General features: G+C 59.1%; 14 protein-coding genes. 3 read left to right on the top strand and 11 right to left on the bottom strand.

Translation table 11 applies throughout. The annotated features are described in order from the left end of the window. Together SR908_RS15270 and SR908_RS15265 are read left to right on the top strand one after the other, a co-directional pair. The gene (locus SR908_RS15270) at nt 1–900 is read left to right on the top strand and encodes a carbon-nitrogen hydrolase (RefSeq protein WP_246921173.1); all 900 of its coding nucleotides are present in this window, start codon (nt 1–3) and stop codon (nt 898–900) included. A 139-nt stretch (nt 901–1039) separates the two neighbouring features. Continuing rightward, nucleotides 1040–1900, top strand: a complete 861-nt coding sequence (locus SR908_RS15265) for a DNA replication terminus site-binding protein (protein WP_246921176.1) — start codon at nt 1040–1042, stop codon at nt 1898–1900. 5 nt (nt 1901–1905) lie between these two features. Here SR908_RS15265 and SR908_RS15260 read toward each other — a convergent pair whose 3' ends face one another. The 11 genes from SR908_RS15260 to SR908_RS15210 form a co-directional block, all read right to left on the bottom strand. After that, nucleotides 1906–2190 (bottom strand): YrhK family protein, encoded by a 285-nt coding sequence (locus tag SR908_RS15260; RefSeq protein ID WP_246921179.1) that lies wholly within the window; start codon nt 2188–2190, stop codon nt 1906–1908. A gap of 122 nt (nt 2191–2312) precedes the next feature. Beyond that, a complete protein-coding gene (sthA, locus tag SR908_RS15255; RefSeq protein WP_261505550.1) occupies nt 2313–3731 on the bottom strand; it encodes a Si-specific NAD(P)(+) transhydrogenase in 1419 nt (472 codons plus the stop codon). A gap of 176 nt (nt 3732–3907) precedes the next feature. Beyond that, a complete protein-coding gene (gene nqrM, locus SR908_RS15250; RefSeq protein ID WP_097023241.1) occupies nt 3908–4165 on the bottom strand; it encodes a (Na+)-NQR maturation NqrM in 258 nt (85 codons plus the stop codon). Then, nucleotides 4162–5214, bottom strand: a complete 1053-nt coding sequence (locus SR908_RS15245) for an FAD:protein FMN transferase (protein WP_246921184.1) — start codon at nt 5212–5214, stop codon at nt 4162–4164. The genes nqrM and SR908_RS15245 overlap by 4 nt, the downstream gene beginning before the upstream one ends. After that, on the bottom strand, nt 5211–6443 hold the full coding sequence (nqrF, locus tag SR908_RS15240) for an NADH:ubiquinone reductase (Na(+)-transporting) subunit F (RefSeq protein ID WP_246921187.1): 1233 nt from the start codon (nt 6441–6443) through the stop codon (nt 5211–5213). The genes SR908_RS15245 and nqrF overlap by 4 nt, the downstream gene beginning before the upstream one ends. 22 nt (nt 6444–6465) lie before the next feature. Further along, nucleotides 6466–7086 carry an NADH:ubiquinone reductase (Na(+)-transporting) subunit E gene (gene nqrE, locus SR908_RS15235; protein WP_040243701.1) on the bottom strand — a complete coding sequence of 207 codons (621 nt, stop codon included), beginning with the start codon at nt 7084–7086 and terminating at the stop codon, nt 6466–6468. Further along, nucleotides 7086–7760, bottom strand: coding sequence for an NADH:ubiquinone reductase (Na(+)-transporting) subunit D (locus SR908_RS15230; RefSeq protein ID WP_075367885.1), 675 nt, complete (start codon nt 7758–7760; stop codon nt 7086–7088). Before SR908_RS15230 ends, nqrE begins: the two co-directional genes overlap by 1 nt. A gap of 2 nt (nt 7761–7762) precedes the next feature. Beyond that, on the bottom strand, nt 7763–8539 hold the full coding sequence (locus tag SR908_RS15225) for a Na(+)-translocating NADH-quinone reductase subunit C (RefSeq protein WP_097023238.1): 777 nt from the start codon (nt 8537–8539) through the stop codon (nt 7763–7765). Next, nucleotides 8536–9771: an NADH:ubiquinone reductase (Na(+)-transporting) subunit B gene (locus SR908_RS15220; RefSeq protein ID WP_075367883.1), complete on the bottom strand. Its 1236-nt coding sequence runs from the start codon at nt 9769–9771 to the stop codon at nt 8536–8538. Before SR908_RS15220 ends, SR908_RS15225 begins: the two co-directional genes overlap by 4 nt. Nucleotides 9772–9773: 2 nt before the next feature. Further along, on the bottom strand, nt 9774–11123 hold the full coding sequence (locus tag SR908_RS15215; RefSeq protein WP_075367882.1) for a Na(+)-translocating NADH-quinone reductase subunit A: 1350 nt from the start codon (nt 11121–11123) through the stop codon (nt 9774–9776). Nucleotides 11124–11428: 305 nt separating this feature from the next. Then, nucleotides 11429–12883, bottom strand: coding sequence for a glyceraldehyde-3-phosphate dehydrogenase (locus SR908_RS15210; RefSeq protein ID WP_075367881.1), 1455 nt, complete (start codon nt 12881–12883; stop codon nt 11429–11431). Nucleotides 12884–13156: 273 nt separating this feature from the next. On the opposite strand from SR908_RS15210, the gene mfd reads away from it, so the two are divergent. After that, entirely contained in the window at nt 13157–16609 is a 3453-nt protein-coding gene (gene mfd / locus SR908_RS15205; protein ID WP_246921190.1) for a transcription-repair coupling factor, read from the top strand. Nucleotides 16610–16712 lie beyond the last annotated feature (103 nt).

The following is a 16712-nucleotide window of genomic DNA, read 5'->3' as shown; positions in this document are numbered from 1 at the left end:
ATGTCCTCGACGCTCAAGGTAGGACTCGTTCAGCAACAAGCCTGGCCCGACAAAGACCGCAGCCTGCAGGCAAGCGACGCCGGTGTGCGTGAACTGGCAGGGAAAGGCGCCGAGCTGATTCTGCTTCAGGAACTGCATGCCACGCATTACTTCTGCCAGACCGAAGACGACCGCCTGTTCGATCTGGCCGAACCGCTCGACGGCCCCAGTGCTCAGCGTCTGGCCGACCTGGCCGCCGAGCTCGACATAGTACTCGTCGGCTCGCTTTTCGAGCGCCGCGCCGCCGGGCTCTATCACAACACGGCTGTGGTCTTCGACCGTCAGCGCGGTCGCGTCGGCCACTATCGCAAAATGCATATTCCTGACGATCCCGGGTTCTACGAAAAATTCTACTTCACACCCGGCGATGCCGAAGAAAAGGCCGGGTTCGAGCCCATCGAGACGTCTGTCGGCCGGCTCGGTGTCTTGGTGTGCTGGGATCAATGGTATCCGGAAGCCGCGCGCCTAATGGCCCTCGCCGGTGCCGATCTCTTGCTCTATCCCACCGCCATCGGCTGGCACCCGCCCGACGACAACCCCGAGAAGCAACGGCAAAAGGATGCCTGGACGTTGATTCAGCGCTCACACGGTGTGGCCAATGGTCTACCGGTTATGGTCGCCAATCGCGTAGGCCACGAAGTAGACCCCTCGAATGCGACGTCCGGCATCGACTTCTGGGGCGGCAGTTTCATTTGCGGCCCACAGGGCGAGATATTGGCCCAGGCCGACGATGACACGACACATCTACTGGCCGAGCTCGACATGACACGTAGCGAGCAAGTGCGGCGGGCCTGGCCCTACCTGCGTGACCGACGCGTCGATGCTTACGCCGATCTCACCAAGCGTTATCGCGATCGTTGATTAGCGGGCCGCACTGGCCCGCCATCCATGAGCAAGCGCTGCCCATCCCCCACGACCGACGTTGTATGCTAGGCATACTTGCGAAGACGCACCAGGCTTGCCATTATGTGGCCATTGGAAATTAGATAACGGTATAAATATGGAGCTACAATATCACCTCTTGGCTCGGCTCGAGCATGACTTCGATCATGTCATCGAAACCTGCGAGGCACTCATCGGCCATGTCGAACACATGCCTCCGAAGGGCTGGATACTGGGCGGTATCCCTTTCGATATCGCGTGGCTACGCCATGCACTGCTCGACTTCTGGTATCAAGACGGCCAGGACGGTCGCGCGACGCGCAATTACATCGGCCTGATTGCGGCCGACTCCACATTGCTGGCCTACGTCGCCGACATCAATCACGCCAAGCAAACCTTCGCGGCGACACTGGCCGAGATTCGTCAGGATGCACCGAGCCTGCTCCCCGAAATCAAGGCCGTACTACCCTTTCGCCATCCCACGCTACACGACCATCTACGCGGCCAAGGCTTGGCGCGTCTACACCTCAAGCAATGCTGGCGCCACCTACCCGTGGCGGATGCACCGCTTTCGCGTGTGCGTCTCGCTTGGTATACCAGCGGGCGCTCCATCAAGCGACTGAGCGTGCGAGATGCCGAACGGCGACTTATGGAAATGGATACCGAGAGTCCGCACATTCGCATTCAGCTACGTCACTTGGCGGACATCCCCGATAGCGAGCCATTGGCACAGGTACAAACCCAGGCCCCCGTCATGCGCGCCAATCTGTTCTTTCGCGAAGCGCTCGCGGATGGGCGCATGCGACGTGCCATGAATCTGCCGTTACCTCTCTTCATTCCCAGCGAGGACGGTCGCCTGCCTTCGCACAACACCCCGAAGGCGACACCACCCAGCACGCGCACCCGCGCCCAACGCGCCGACACGAAACTCGAGGACACGCCCTTCCTGCCCAGCCTGAGGGTCTATCGCTACCGATAGTCGCCTCAGAATTCCTGACTACTGGACGGCAACTGCTTGAGAGTAAGCTGACGATGCAAACGGATCACCGGGCGAACCAGTAGTTGCAAACTGCCCAACACGAACAACCAGATACCCGCTTCCTTGATACTTCCTTGATAGAAAAAACAGACACTACCGATCGTGAACCACAGCCCCACCAAGAGATCGTTCACGGTACTGGCCAATTCATGACGGCGGTGGATGACCAATTCCTCGCGCCCCAGTGTGAACGTCGTTTCGTCGCTATGTTGCTTGTCTTCCCGATACATGAAACCTCCTTGTGCTAATAGGTACCAACGCAATGAGCCGGCACTTGTGCCGGCTCATTGCATGCCGAACCATGCCGGCGAACGCCTAAGGCTCTCGAACTACGAGCCCATGTCGGCTCATATCAGAATATGCGATTCAGGCCGTTTTGCGCGGCAACGCGATATGCCTCGGCCATGGTCGGATAATTGAAGGTGGTATTGATGAAATATTTCAGAGTATTGGCCTCGCCCTTTTGCTGCATGATGGCTTGGCCGATATGTACAATCTCGGAGGCTTGGTCGCCGAAGCAGTGAATGCCCAGAATCTCGAGTGTCTCGCGATGAAAAAGGATCTTGAGCATCCCTACCGTGTCCCCGGTAATCTGCGCACGTGCGGTGTCCTTGAAGAACGCCTGCGCTATCTCGTAGGGCACCTTGGCTTCAGTCAACTCACGCTCGTTCTTGCCCACCGAGCTGATCTCGGGAATCGTGTAGATGCCAGTGGGTATGTCCTCGACGAAGCGGAAGTCTTCTTCCAGGAAGTCATCGCTGGCGCTACGGCCCTGGTCGTAGGCAGCGCTGGCCAGACTCGGCCAACCGATGACATCCCCAACGGCATAGATATGCGGCACCATGGTGCGATAATGCTCATCGACCTGTAGCTGACCGCGCCCATTGGGTTCGAGGCCGATGTTTTCCAGTCCCAATTGATCGGTATTACCGGTACGCCCATTGGCCCACAGAAACGCATCCGCTCGCAGGCGCTTGCCGGACTTGAGCTTGACGATGACCCCGGACTCATCGCCTTCGATGCTTTCGTAGTCTTCGTTATGACGCACCAATACGCCGTTCTGGCGCAGATGGTAGGAAAGTGCATCGCTGATCTCGTCGTCGAGGAACGACAGCAAACGCTCGCGCATATCGATCAAGTCGACCTTGACGCCGAGCCCGGAAAATATCGACGCATACTCGGACCCGATCACCCCGGCCCCGAAGATGATCAAGGTGCGGGGCGTGTGGGAAAGCCCCAGGATGGTGTCCGAACAATAAATGCGTGGATGCCGGAAGTTGATGTCAGCGGGACGATAAGGGCGAGAGCCCGTGGCGATCACGAACTGCTGAGCGCACAACTCCTCGACGCCTTCCTGATTGTCCCGCACGATTAGGGTGTGCTCGTCACGGAAGTTCGCCACGCCGAAGAAAAGATCGATCCGATTGCGCGAATAGAACTGAGTGCGCATCTCGACCTGCTGGTCGATGGTCACCTTGGAACGTTCCAGCACGCGAGGAAAGGAAAACCAACGCGGTTCGCCGATGTCGCGGAACATGCGGTTAGTGTTGAACTGCATGATCTGCTTGACCTGGTGGCGTAGCGCTTTGGACGGGATCGTCCCCCAGTGAGTGCAGTTACCACCCACCGCTTGCTGCTTCTCGACGATGGCCACGCGCTTGCCGTGCTTGGCCGCGTTGATCGCAGCGCTTTCTCCTGCGGGCCCCGAGCCAATCACCACCACATCATAATTGTGAACTGCCATTAGGTTCGCCTGCTCCTCTCGATGCATGAGGAACCGCTGCGATAAGCCTCAACGCAAGACTGGCCACGGCAAGCGGGGGGTGACGAGGCGTGCCGCTTTCAGGGCACATACCCGGATTTCCCGCGATATCATGTCGGGACACGCCCTAGGGCGCCTTGGACTCAACCAACGATTCCAGCGTCAGTATTGATTGACGAGTGCGATCAGCGTCGAACGGCGTCGTAACCGAGGTCGGCGCCCCGGTTCTCGTCGCTGGAACGACGCGCACTCTTGCTGCGCTTTTGATTCTCTTCTTCGCAAACCTTGTCATTCCCACCGCAGATGTCACACCCCTCCTTGAGGCCCAACTGATTGAGCCCCCCGCACGAGCCTGCGATAGGCTTACGGCCGAGAATGACGCCGATGGCCATACCGGCCAGCAGCAACAGCATCAATGCAAACACCAAAAGCCATAGTGTCATTGCTTTTCCCCTTCGGATGGCTCATCCGCAAGATAGGTATGAAACGCCTCACTGAGCTCTGTCTTGAAACCCTCATCGTTTTTGACGATGAAATACGCCGCGATATCCTCGCGGTTAGCCAACGCCATGCCCTTCTCGGGTCCCAGAACCTCCAACGCTGTCGCCAAGGCATCCGCCGTCGAACAACGTTCCGCCACGACCGTCACCGAGGCGAGGTGATGCGTGATCGGGCGACCGGTACGCGGGTCAATGGTATGCGAAAAACGCTGGCCATCTTCCTCATAATAATTGCGGTAATCCCCCGACGTTGCCACCGCCACGTCTTCGAGTTCGAGCACGCGTTGTACGCTACGCTCCCGAGAAATCGGTTTTTCCACGGCAATTCGCCAAGGCTCGCCATTCGGCTTTGCGCCCCGTGTGCGAATCTCGCCGCCGACCTCTACGAGATAAGACGTCACGCCCAGCGCATCCAGACGAGCCGCCACTTGGTCGACCCCGAATCCCTTGGCGATACCCGAAAGATCGACATACACCGGCTTGGTCTTGATCAGGCGATTGCCATTCAATTTCAGTGCTTGGTAGCCGACCTTGTCCAGCGCCTGGGCGATTTCGTCATCGCTTGGCACTTCGTCCGGGCGCATCTCGGGACCGAAGCCCCACAGATTGACTGCGCTACCGATAGTGACATCGAATGCGCCATTCGAGAGATCGCCGATGTCGATAGCCTCTTTGATCACGTTCGCTGTGGGCGAGGACAATTCGAACGGCTCATTCACCGGCGCGGCATTGAAACGCGACAACTCCGAATCGGACTTATAGGTCGACATCAGGTGGTCGACCTCGTCGAGCGACTCTTTGATCCCGTTCTCCAGCGAAGCGAGTTGCTTGTCGCTGAAGTCGCCATAGACGGTCACATGATAGCCCGTGCCGAAAATGGGGCCCTCAAAGCGATGCGCCTGCGGCGATTGATCGCAACCGACCAGCACCAATAACGCAAACAGGACCAGCCCTTTCCAGACCGGTCCTGCACAATATGCTGCCGGCCTCATCCGCCGAAGTCGTCCAGCATGATGTTTTCAGGCTCTACACCCATGTCGGTCAGCATCTTGATGACGGATGCGTTCATGATGGGCGGGCCGCACATATAGTATTCGCAGTCTTCCGGCGCCGGATGATCCTTGAGGTACTTCTCGTAAAGCACGTTATGGATGAAGCCGGTGTCGCCCTGCCAATTGTCTTCCGGCAGGGGGTCGGAAAGCGCCAGGTGCCACTCGAAGTTATCGAACTCCTCGGCCAGCTGGTCATACTCTTCATTGTAGAAGGTCTCACGCCAGGAGCGAGCACCGTACCAAAACGAGATCTTGCGCGTCGATTCGAGGCGCTTGAGCTGATCGAAGATATGGCTGCGCATGGGCGCCATACCCGCGCCACCCCCGATGAAGATCATCTCCGCATCGGACTCCTTGGCAAAGAACTCACCGAAGGGCCCCATCACCGTTACTTTGTCACCCGGCTTGAGCGAGAAGGCATACGTCGACATCAGCCCCGGGGGATGGTCGGTATTGGGCGGCGGCGTCGCGATACGGATATTGAACTTGAGAATACCCTTTTCATCCGGGTAGTTAGCCATCGAGTACGCACGGATGATCTCCTCGTCATTCTTGTGGGAGATATTAAAGAGGCCGAACTTGTCCCAATCGCCGCGATACTCATCTTCAATATCGAAGTCCGAGAACTTGATATCGTAAGGCGGCGCCACCAGCTGAACATAGCCCCCGGCTCGGAAAGCCACATCCTCGCCTTCGGGAAGCTTGAGGTTGAGCTCCTTGATGAAAGTGGCGACGTTGGGGTTTTCGGTGACCTCGCATTCCCACTTCTTGACGCCGAAGACCTCCTCGGGAACTTCGACCTTCATGTCCTGCTTGACCGGCACCTGACACGACAGCCGCCAGCCCTCCTTCTTCTCACGCAGGGTAAAGTGAGACTCCTCAGTGGGCAGAATCGAGCCCCCGCCATCGACCACACGGCATCTGCATTGCGCGCAGGAACCGCCGCCGCCACACGCCGAGGAAAGGAAGATGCCATTGGCGGCGAGTGTTTGCAGCAACTTGCCGCCGGCCTGGGTCGTCAAGGTGTTCTCGGGATCGCCATTGACCTCGATGGAGACGTCGCCACTACTGACCAGACGACTGCGCGCCGTCAGGATCACGGCCACCAGACCGAGTACGATCACGGTGAACATGACGACGCCGATCACGATGATGGATGTATCAACCATGTCGGTTTCCTATTTCCGTTGCTTAGAGCTGGATGCCGGAGAAGGACATGAAGCCCAATGACATCAGTCCGACGGTAATGAACGTAATCCCCAGCCCTTGAAGGCTGGCCGGCACGTCGCTGTACTTGAGCTTTTCACGAATCCCCGCCAATGCCGCAATCGCCAGCGCCCAGCCGAAGCCAGCCCCGGCACCATAGATCACCGACTCGCCGAAGTTGTAGCTACGCTCGACCATGAACAGCGAAGCGCCAAGAATCGCGCAATTCACCGTAATCAACGGCAGGAAAACCCCCAACGCGTTATAGAGCGAGGGGACGAACTTATCGAGAAACATCTCGAGGATCTGCACCAGTGCCGCGATGACACCGATATAACTCAACAGCCCCAGGAACGACAGGTCGATATTTTCGGCGCCTTCAAGACCTGTCCAGGTCAGTGCCCCTTCCTTCAATAGGTACGTCAGGATCAGGTTGTTGACCGGCACGGTGATGGTCAGCACCACCACGACCGCGATCCCCAGCCCAATGGCCGAGGAAACCTTCTTGGAAACGGCAAGAAACGTACACATGCCGAGGAAGAAAGCCAGTGCCATGTTCTCCACGAACACTGCCTTGACGAAGAGGCTCAGGTAATGCTCGAACATCACACGGACTCCTTAATCTTAGCCTTGCTGTTGGCCACGATCCGGTACTCGGCTTTTTCGATCTGCTCGGTACGAATGCTCCGCATGACCCAGATGATCAAACCAATGACAAAGAATGCCGAGGGCGGCAACAGCATCAGGCCGTTGGGCACGTACCAGCCACCATCCTGTACCGGCGTCAGCACCGTGAAGCCGAAGACGCTGCCGGAGCCGAAAAGCTCACGGAAGAAGCCGACGATCAACAGGATCACGGCATAGCCCAGGCCATTGCCGACCCCATCAAGAAAGCTCATGGCGGGGCCGTTCTGCATGGCATAGGCCTCGGCACGACCCATGACGATGCAGTTGGTGATGATCAGTCCGACGAAGACCGACAACTGCTTGGACATCTCGTAGGCATACGCCTTGAGCACTTGGTCGACCACGATGACCAGCGAGGCAATGATGGTCATCTGCACGATGATGCGAATAGACGACGGAATATGCTGACGAATCAATGAAACGAACAGGTTGGAAAACGCCGTGACCGCGATAACGGCCAGACCCATGACCAACGACACACTCATGGAGTTGGTTACCGCCAGCGCCGAACAAATCCCCAGCACCTGCAGCGCGATCGGGTTGTTCTTGAAGACCGGCGAGAGAACAACATCTTTTACGGACTCAGCAGCCATGTTCACGCTCCTTCGGAATTGCCGTGGAAGCGGGCGAGATATGGGCCGAAGCCACTCTCGCTCAGCCAGAAATGCAGCATGTTGGTAACGCCGCGGCTCGTCAGCGTCGCACCCGACAAGGCATCGACTTCATACTCATTGTCGGCGCCGCCCTTGACCAGGGAGATATCGGGGCTCATGCCATCTTCTGCATAAATTTCCTTGCCTTTCCACTTCGATTTCCAACGAGGATTGTCGACCTCGCCGCCGAGCCCCGGTGTTTCGGAGTGAGAATAGTAGGACAACCCGATAATGGTATTGCCATCGCCTTCAATGGCGAAGAAGCCACGCATCAGCCCCCACAGGCCCTGTCCGCGAATCGGCAGAATGATCTGCTCGGGGTCATCGGGATCGTCACCCACCAGATAAACCGTCGAGTACATCTCTTCGCGTCCGATGCCCGCACTGTCCTCTTCACCGGACAGGGTGCGTGATGTCGCAGGATCTCTGGCGGCATCGAACTGATCGTAGCTTTGCGGATCGAAACGATCACTGTACTCGCCGGTTTCAAGCTTGATCACACGCGAGGTAATCAGCTCATCGAACGCATCGTCGACGTCCATCCCCGGCTCGTAGAGATTAGCCACCTGCAGGATGTTGCTCTTGCGATCGAGCTCCTGGTTCTTCTGCTGAGTAGGCTGCAAGACCACGGCGGCGGTCGATACCACCACCGAGCACACGATGCAGAGCGCGAGTGCGACCGTCAGCGTCTTCTTGATGGAATTATTACTGGCCATCACGCGGTCTCCTCGGTTGTCGCGGTGGAATACGCGGCATCACGCTTCTGGCGGCGCTTGATATTGGCCTGCACGAAGAAGTGATCGATCATCGGCGCGAACAGGTTGGCGAACAGGATCGCCAGCATGATGCCCTCAGGAAACGCAGGATTGACCACGCGAATCAAGACCGTCATCACCCCGATCAAGAGACCGAACAGCAACTTGCCACGGTCCGTCATCGATGCCGATACCGGGTCGGTAGCCATGAACACCATCCCGAAGGCGAAGCCGCCGAGCACGAAATGCCAGTACCACGGCATGCCGAACATCGGGTTGCTGTCAGAGCCAATCGAGGTGAACAGCATTGCAGTCAATGCCATGCCCACGAACACGCCCAGCATGATACGCCACGAGGCGATACGCGTGATCAGCAAGACCACCGCGCCGATGAGGATCGCCAATGTCGACGTTTCCCCCACCGAGCCGGGGATGAAGCCCAGGAAAGCGTCCCACCAGCTGTACGCTTGCTGCACGGCCCCCATGCCGTTCTGTGCTGCCGTAGAGAGCGCAGTGGCGCCGGTATAACCGTCGGCAGGGACCCATACGCTATCGCCGGAGATCTGCGCCGGATAGGCGAAATACAAGAAAGCGCGACCGGTCAGTGCCGGGTTCAGGAAGTTCTTGCCGGTGCCGCCAAAGATTTCCTTGCCGATCACGACCCCGAAAGTAATCCCCAAGGCTACCTGCCACAACGGAATAGTCGCCGGCAGGATCAGCGCATAAAGCACGGAAGTGACGAAGAAGCCTTCGTTGACCTCATGTCCGCGCTTGACGGCGAACAGCACTTCCCAGAACCCGCCGACGGCGAATGTCACCAGATAGATAGGCAGGAAGTAAGTGGCGCCGAGCACGAAGTTGGCCCAGATGCTGCCGGGATCGTGGCTACCCGCCAGCGCCATGGTGATGGCTTCACGCCATCCACTCAGCGCGCCGAAGCCGTCACCGATCGCCATGTTGGCCTGCAGGCCGGCGTTGTACATGCCGAAGAACATCGCTGGGAAGGTACACAGCCACACCGTGATCATGATGCGCTTGAGGTCGATGCCATCACGCACGTGGGCCGTGCTTTTGGTCACATCCGGGGGCGTATAGAAGATCGTATCGACCGCTTCGTACAGCGCGTAGAACTTCTCGTATTTACCACCCTGGTGAAAATGCGGCTCGAGCTTGTCGAGCGTATTACGAATTCCCATCGTCAGACCTCTTTCTCGATCATGGTGAGGTTATCACGCAGGATGGGGCCGTACTCGTACTTGCCGGGGCAAACGTAGGTACAAAGCGCGAGATCTTCTTCATCCAGCTCCAGACAGCCGAGTTCCATCGAGCTCTCGATGTCGCCCACGATCAATGAGCGCAGCAGCTGCGTCGGCATGATATCCAGCGGCATCACGCGCTCGTAGGCGCCCACCGGCACCATGGCGCGTTCGGAACCGTTGGTGGAGGTATTCGGCGAATACTGATTGAGCCCCAGAAACTGAGAAACATAGATGCCCATCACCGAATGACGCCGCAACCCGAGTGACAACCAGCCCAGGAAGGCACGCTTATTGCCCTCTTCGAGCAGCGTGAACTGTCGATGGAAGCGGCCCAGGAAGCGCCGCGAGCCTTCGGCAATCTCGCCACCGAAGACCGAGCCGGAAATCACGCGTGTGTCATCGGGCGACTCGACCTCGCCGTCCAGCACTTCATTGCTGCTCGCTCCGAGACGCGTCCGCAGCAAACGCGGTTGCTTGGCGCGCGGACCACCGACGGCCACTACGCGCTGTGTATCGAGGCGCCCTTCGGCAAACATCTTGCCGAAGGCGATGACATCCTGATAGCCAAGATGCCATACCTGACGCGCAAGACTCACTGGCGAGAGATAATGGATGTGGGTGCCCGCCAGCCCGGCAGGGTGCCGGCCGGCAAAAGCCTCGAAACGCACGCCTTCGAGCTCGCGACCCGGCAGTTCGGCACCTTGACCATGGCATACGAACACTTGGCCCGGCGTGAGATGCTTAAGCACCTTGAGCCCCTGCTCGAACGCAGCGGCGTCCTCACCGATCACTACACTGGGGTCGGCAGAAAGAGGATGCGTATCGATGGCGGTAACGAAAATATCGGCGGGGATGGCATCGGGTGCGGGCGTGCGGGAATAAGGGCGAGTCCTGAATGCGGTCCAGAGCCCTGACTCGACCAACTGATCGACGACCGTCTGGCGCTCCAACCGATCCAGCGCGTCAGCACCATGCGCCGTAAAGGGTACGGCCTCTTCGTGATCATCGAGCTTGATGACGACCGACAGCAGGCGTCGCTTCTCGCCACGGTTGATAGCCACCACCTCGCCTGCGCCTGGTGCCGTGAACCGTACACCCGGGATCTTCTTGTCGGTGAACAGCAGCTGGCCCAGTTTTACCTTGTCCCCCTCTCGGACCTCCATCGTCGGCTTCATGCCCACGTAGTCGGGACCGAGGATCGCCACGTGCCGCACGGGCGGCGCATCGTGTATGCGCTGCTCCGGCGACCCGGCGATGGGGAGATCCAGGCCTCGTTTGACTTCGATCATAGTCTCGCCCAGTTGTCGGATCTGATGTTTCGAAAGGAAAGGGGTCCATGAACGTCCACGCGCTTGCCACGCGTCTCTCAAGAATGCTGAATAGCGCGGGCAATCTTCACGGGAGTCGGATTCTTTTCTTATCAGACGATTGCTTCTTTCGGCCCATGGCCAAGGGCCGTCCCCAAAATCGGGCACCATTATAGAGAGACAAGTCCCGAATGACTACATAACCTTAGGAAGTATGAGGCTTACGATAGTGCAGACGGGAAACACAGCGCCCCGGAACGGGGCGCAAGAGATGGAGGCGAGGAAACTCAGCGCGTCTCGCGCGGCAAGTACACAAAACGCACGTTGGACATGTGCTGCAGAATACGCACGACCTGACAGCTATACCCGAATTCGTTGTCATACCACGCATAGAGCACAACTTGACGATCATCGGCGATCGTCGCCTGAGCATCGATGATCCCGGCATGGCGATTGCCCACGAAATCGGACGACACCACCTCCGGCGAGTCGACGTAATCGATCTGCTTTTGCATGCGTGAATGCAAGGCCATATCGCGCAGGTACTCGTTCAGCGCCTCGCGGTCGGTGGCCTTATCAAGCGTCAGGTTGAGAATGGCCATGGAAACATCGGGCGTGGGCACACGAATGGCATTCCCGGAGAGCTTGCCTGACAGTTCGGGCAGCGCCTTGGCCACGGCCTTGGCGGCGCCGGTTTCGGTCAACACCATGTTCAGCGCGGCACTGCGTCCCCGACGGTCGCCCTTGTGGTAGTTGTCGATCAGGTTCTGGTCATTGGTGTAGGCATGCACCGTCTCGACATGGCCATGCACGATACCAAACTCATCGTTGACTGCCTTGAGGATGGGCACGATCGCATTGGTAGTACACGACGCCGCCGAAATCACGCGGTCGTCGTCGGCAATATCATCGTGGTTGATGCCGTGCACGATATTCTTGACGTCGCCCTTGCCAGGGGCGGTCAGCAGCACCTTCGCCGCCCCCTTGGACGCCAGATGCTGGGACAGACCTTCCTCGTCTCGCCACTTGCCGGTGTTGTCGACCACCAGGGCATTGTCGATCCCGTACGCGGTATAATCGATGTCCTGGGGCGAGTCGGCATGGATGATCTGGATGTAATTGCCGTTGGCGATGATCGCCTCATTCTCATGATCGACGCGGATCGTGCCGGCGAACGGCCCGTGCACGCTGTCACGACGTAACAGGCTGGCACGCTTCTCGAGGTCATCGCCGCCGCCACGCACCACGATGGCACGTAGCCGCAACAAGTTGCCGCCGCCCGCCTTCTCGATCAGGATACGCGCCAGCAAACGACCGATGCGCCCGAAGCCGTAAAGCACCACATCCTTGGGCTCGCCGCCCATACCGGTATCGGCATGACGCCCCACGATATCGGCCAGCTCCGTTTCGAGGAAGGCCCTGATGTCGTCTTGCTCGGAGCGCTTGAAGGCCACCCCCAGCTTGCCTATATCGATGTGCGCCGGCCCTAGTTCGAGCTCGGTCATGGCCTTGACCATCGGCAACGTATCACGCACCGAGAGCTCGACACCCTCGACCTTCTTGACGTAGCGATGGTTCTTGAGAATGCGAATGACCGAGCGATTGATCAACGAACGCCCGTATAGAGATGGCACAACATTGTACTTGCGGTAGAGGCGTCCCAGCAGTGGGATCATTTCCTCAGCCAATGCTTCGTTTTCTTGCCAATCCTGAAAATAGGTATCGAGCTTTTCTTGACTCACGGCGGGCCTCGTCACGGCAGCAGGGAACGAAATCGAATGCATTATCCGTAGCCATTCACACCCTAAGCAATGCTTGCTTGGTCGCATGCGGTGTAATTTCACTACACCAATAGGCCCTTGACTACAGGGCGAAAAACAGGCATTGAACGTCGATTTATGCAGCCATTTTCGACTACAAGACCGGTGCCGGACCTGGCTTTAAATCCCCGTGTATCACCCCCAACCCTTGTTTTGCCTGCTATCATCGTCTCGACCTAAAAAATGAAGCGCATCATGTCGTATTTTTCACCGCTCGATCCACCGCATCCTCAGGGCTTGCGTGACACTGTCTACTGGCAACGCCCACATGCAGCCGCTAGCGCCCTGGCGCTGGCGCGCCTCGCCGACGATGCTCCGCTGATGGTTGTGACCCCCGATACCTCCAGCGCTCAACGGCTCGAAGGCGCGCTGCAATTCTTCGCCGATCATCCCATCTTGTCGTTCCCAGACTGGGAGACGTTGCCCTACGATAGCTTTTCTCCGCACCAGGACATCGTCTCGACACGTCTAAAGACGCTGCGTCAGCTGCAAGAAGGGACGCGCGGCATCGTCGTGGTGCCCATCAACACCCTGATGCAACGCCTGCCACCCACCGATTACATCGCCGGTCGTGTCCTCACATTGCACACCGGCATGCAACTCGACCGGGAAGGCTTTCGGGAACGCCTCTCGCGAGCGGGCTACCGTGCCGTGGAGACCGTGTACGAACCCGGTGAATACGCGCTGCGTGGCGCATTGATCGACCTTTATCCGATGGGCAGCGAACATCCCCTGCGCATCGATCTTTTCGATGACGAAGTCGATACGTTGCGGCATTTCAATCCTGACTCTCAGCGCTCCCTGGATAAGGTCGAACGCGTAGAGTTGCTGCCGGCACACGAATATTCGCTGTCGCGCTCGGCAATCGCCTGCTTCCGCGAGGGATTCGAGACATTGTTCGATGTCGACCCGCGCCAATGCCCGCTGTACAACGACGCGCTCAAGGGCATTCCATCTCCCGGGTTGGAGCAGTACCTGCCACTTTTCTTCGAGGAAACCGCAAGCCTGTTCGAGCATCTGAATGCGCATACGCGCATTGCGCTGATGCCCGGTGTCCACGACGCGGCCGAACATCACTGGAGCGCCATCGAGAGTCGCTACGACAATCTTGGCGTCGACCCCACGCGGCCCTTGCTACCACCGGCACATGCCTTCGTGCCCGTGCCCGAGGTATTCGCCTCCATCAAGCAGCACCCGCGCGTGGCATTGGTCGACGACGACGAACCGCATCCTCATGCCAAGCTACCGGCTACGCATCCCCTCCCGGATGTAGCCATTCACGCACGTGGTCATCACCCCCTCGCCAAACTGGAGGCATTTCTCGGTGCGCCCGACGCTCCACGCGTCTTGCTGGTCGCCGAGTCGAGCGGGCGCCGCGAAGCACTGGAAGAAACCCTCGCCCCCTTGGGGCGCCCTCTGGCCGTGGCCGATGGCTGGCAACACTTCCTGGATGGCAGTGCGCCGCTGGCGATTTGCGCGGGCGGCCTCGATGAAGGGCTATGGCTCGACAGCCCCGCCACCTGCGTCATCACCGAAACCGAGCTGTACGGCGATGTCGTTCGCCAGGCACGTCGCCGTGGCCGAGTGACCGATGACAACGAACTCGCCGTACGCCACCTCGCGGAATTGCGTCCCGGCTCTCCGGTGGTCCACCAGAGCCACGGCGTGGGCCGCTACCAAGGGCTTGAGACACTTGAAGCCGGCGGTCAAGCCGCAGAATTTCTGGCACTGGAATACGCCGGCGGCGCCAAGCTCTATGTTCCAGTGGACAGCCTGCATCTTATCTCGCGTTATGCCGGCGCCACCGATGAACTGGCGCCGCTGCATAAACTCGGCTCGGAAACCTGGGACAAGGCCAAGCGCAAGGCGGCCGAGAAGGTCCGTGATACTGCCGCCGAGCTGCTGGATACCTATGCCCGACGCGAGGCACGCGAAGGCTTCGCCTGCGACGCCCCCGGTGAGGAATACGCACGCTTCACGGCCAGCTTCCCCTTCGAGGAAACCCCTGATCAACACGCTGCCATCGATGCGGTCATCGGCGACATGACCGCGCCGCGTCCGATGGATCGCGTGGTCTGCGGCGACGTGGGCTTCGGCAAGACCGAGGTCGCCATGCGCGCGGCCTTTCTCGCCGTGCATTCCGGTCGCCAAGTGGTGGTGCTGGTCCCCACTACCCTGCTGGCTCAGCAGCACTACGACAATTTCCGCGACCGCTTCGCGGATACCGCAGTCCAGATCGAGCTGCTCTCGCGTTTCTCCGCCGGCAAGGGGCAGCAGGCATCGCTCGACCGCATCACCGAGGGGCGCGCCGACATCGTCATCGGCACCCACAAGCTGCTGTCCAAGTCGATGTCGCTGCCCAACATGGGGCTTTTGATCATCGACGAGGAGCACCGCTTCGGCGTCTCGCAGAAGGAAAAGCTCAAGGGGCTGCGTGCCGAGATCGACATCCTGACGCTCACAGCGACGCCGATTCCACGCACCTTGAACATGGCGATGAGCGGTATTCGCGACCTCTCGATCATCGCCACGCCCCCGGCACGCCGCCTATCGGTCAAGACTTTCGTGCAGCAGCGCAACGAAGGCGTCCTGAAGGAAGCCCTGCTACGCGAAATCCTGCGCGGCGGCCAGGTCTACTTCCTCCACAACGAAGTCAAGACGATAGAAACCACGGCCGAGCACGTTGCCGAGCTGGTGCCCGAGGCGCGAGTGGCCGTCGCCCACGGCCAACTACCCGAGCGTGCGCTGGAACGCGTGATGTCGGACTTTTATCACAAGCGCTTCAACGTGCTGGTGTGCTCGACGATCATCGAAACCGGCATCGACGTGCCCAGCGCCAACACCATCATCATCGAACGCGCCGACAAGTTCGGGCTCGCCCAGTTGCACCAGCTCCGTGGGCGTGTCGGTCGCAGCCACCATCAGGCGTATGCCTATCTCCTCACGCCACCGCCCAAGGCCATGACCAAGGATGCGCTCAAGCGACTCGAGGCGATCGGCCTGGCTGAGGATCTCGGAGCCGGCTTCACCCTCGCCAGTCACGACATGGAGATTCGCGGCGCCGGCGAACTGTTGGGCGATGAACAAAGCGGGCAGATGGAAACGGTCGGTTATAGCCTTTACATGCAAATGCTTGACCGCGCGGTCAAGGCGATCAAAAGCGGCAAGACGCCTAATATCGAGTCTCCGCTGGACGATGGCGTGGAAATCAGCCTCAACTTGCCGTCCTTGATCCCCAGCGATTACCTGCCTGACGTGCAGCAGCGCCTGATCATGTACAAGCGCATCGCCAACGCCGAGGATGAAGCCGAGCTCAAGGAATTGCAGGTCGAGATGATCGACCGTTTCGGGCTGCTACCAGGGCCGCTCAAGACGCTTTTCCGCCAGACCCGGCTACGCCAGCGTGCCGAACGCTTGGGCATCGTGCGCCTTGAAGCCGGTGCCGAGCGTGGCCGCCTCACTTTCGGCACGCACACCGCCGTCGACCCCATGACGTTGGTCCAGATGATTCAGAAGGACCCAGCACACTACCGGCTGGACGGCGCGGACACGCTACGCTTTGAAGGCGACATGAGCGACGAGGAACGGCGCTTTTCTCTGCTCGAAGCGTTACTCGAACAACTCAACCGCAAGACAGAAGCAGCGTAACAGGCAGCACCCGCCCATGCGGGTGCTTCCAAGCCGCTCGTACAAACGCACGGATGCGCGCCACAAGCACGCTGAAGGCTTGTGTCGGCATGAAAATACGCCA

The organism is Chromohalobacter canadensis, assembly GCF_034479555.1.
Classification (GTDB): domain Bacteria; phylum Pseudomonadota; class Gammaproteobacteria; order Pseudomonadales; family Halomonadaceae; genus Chromohalobacter; species Chromohalobacter canadensis.
Note: the sequence above shows the minus strand (reverse complement) of the source record. Positions and strands in the feature narration are given on the sequence as shown.

Bases quoted from the DNA above. Each gene is read 5' to 3' on its own strand.
- SR908_RS15270 (WP_246921173.1), top strand. From the start codon at position 1: ATGTCCTCGACGCTCAAGGTAGGACTCGTTCAGCAACAAGCCTGGCCC.
- SR908_RS15265 (WP_246921176.1), top strand. From the start codon at position 1,040: ATGGAGCTACAATATCACCTCTTGGCTCGGCTCGAGCATGACTTCGAT.
- SR908_RS15260 (WP_246921179.1), bottom strand. From the start codon at position 2,190: ATGTATCGGGAAGACAAGCAACATAGCGACGAAACGACGTTCACACTG.
- sthA (WP_261505550.1), bottom strand. From the start codon at position 3,731: ATGCATCGAGAGGAGCAGGCGAACCTAATGGCAGTTCACAATTATGAT.
- nqrM (WP_097023241.1), bottom strand. From the start codon at position 4,165: ATGACACTATGGCTTTTGGTGTTTGCATTGATGCTGTTGCTGCTGGCC.
- SR908_RS15245 (WP_246921184.1), bottom strand. From the start codon at position 5,214: ATGAGGCCGGCAGCATATTGTGCAGGACCGGTCTGGAAAGGGCTGGTC.
- nqrF (WP_246921187.1), bottom strand. From the start codon at position 6,443: ATGGTTGATACATCCATCATCGTGATCGGCGTCGTCATGTTCACCGTG.
- nqrE (WP_040243701.1), bottom strand. From the start codon at position 7,086: ATGTTCGAGCATTACCTGAGCCTCTTCGTCAAGGCAGTGTTCGTGGAG.
- SR908_RS15230 (WP_075367885.1), bottom strand. From the start codon at position 7,760: ATGGCTGCTGAGTCCGTAAAAGATGTTGTTCTCTCGCCGGTCTTCAAG.
- SR908_RS15220 (WP_075367883.1), bottom strand. From the start codon at position 9,771: ATGGGAATTCGTAATACGCTCGACAAGCTCGAGCCGCATTTTCACCAG.
- SR908_RS15215 (WP_075367882.1), bottom strand. From the start codon at position 11,123: ATGATCGAAGTCAAACGAGGCCTGGATCTCCCCATCGCCGGGTCGCCG.
- mfd (WP_246921190.1), top strand. From the start codon at position 13,157: ATGTCGTATTTTTCACCGCTCGATCCACCGCATCCTCAGGGCTTGCGT.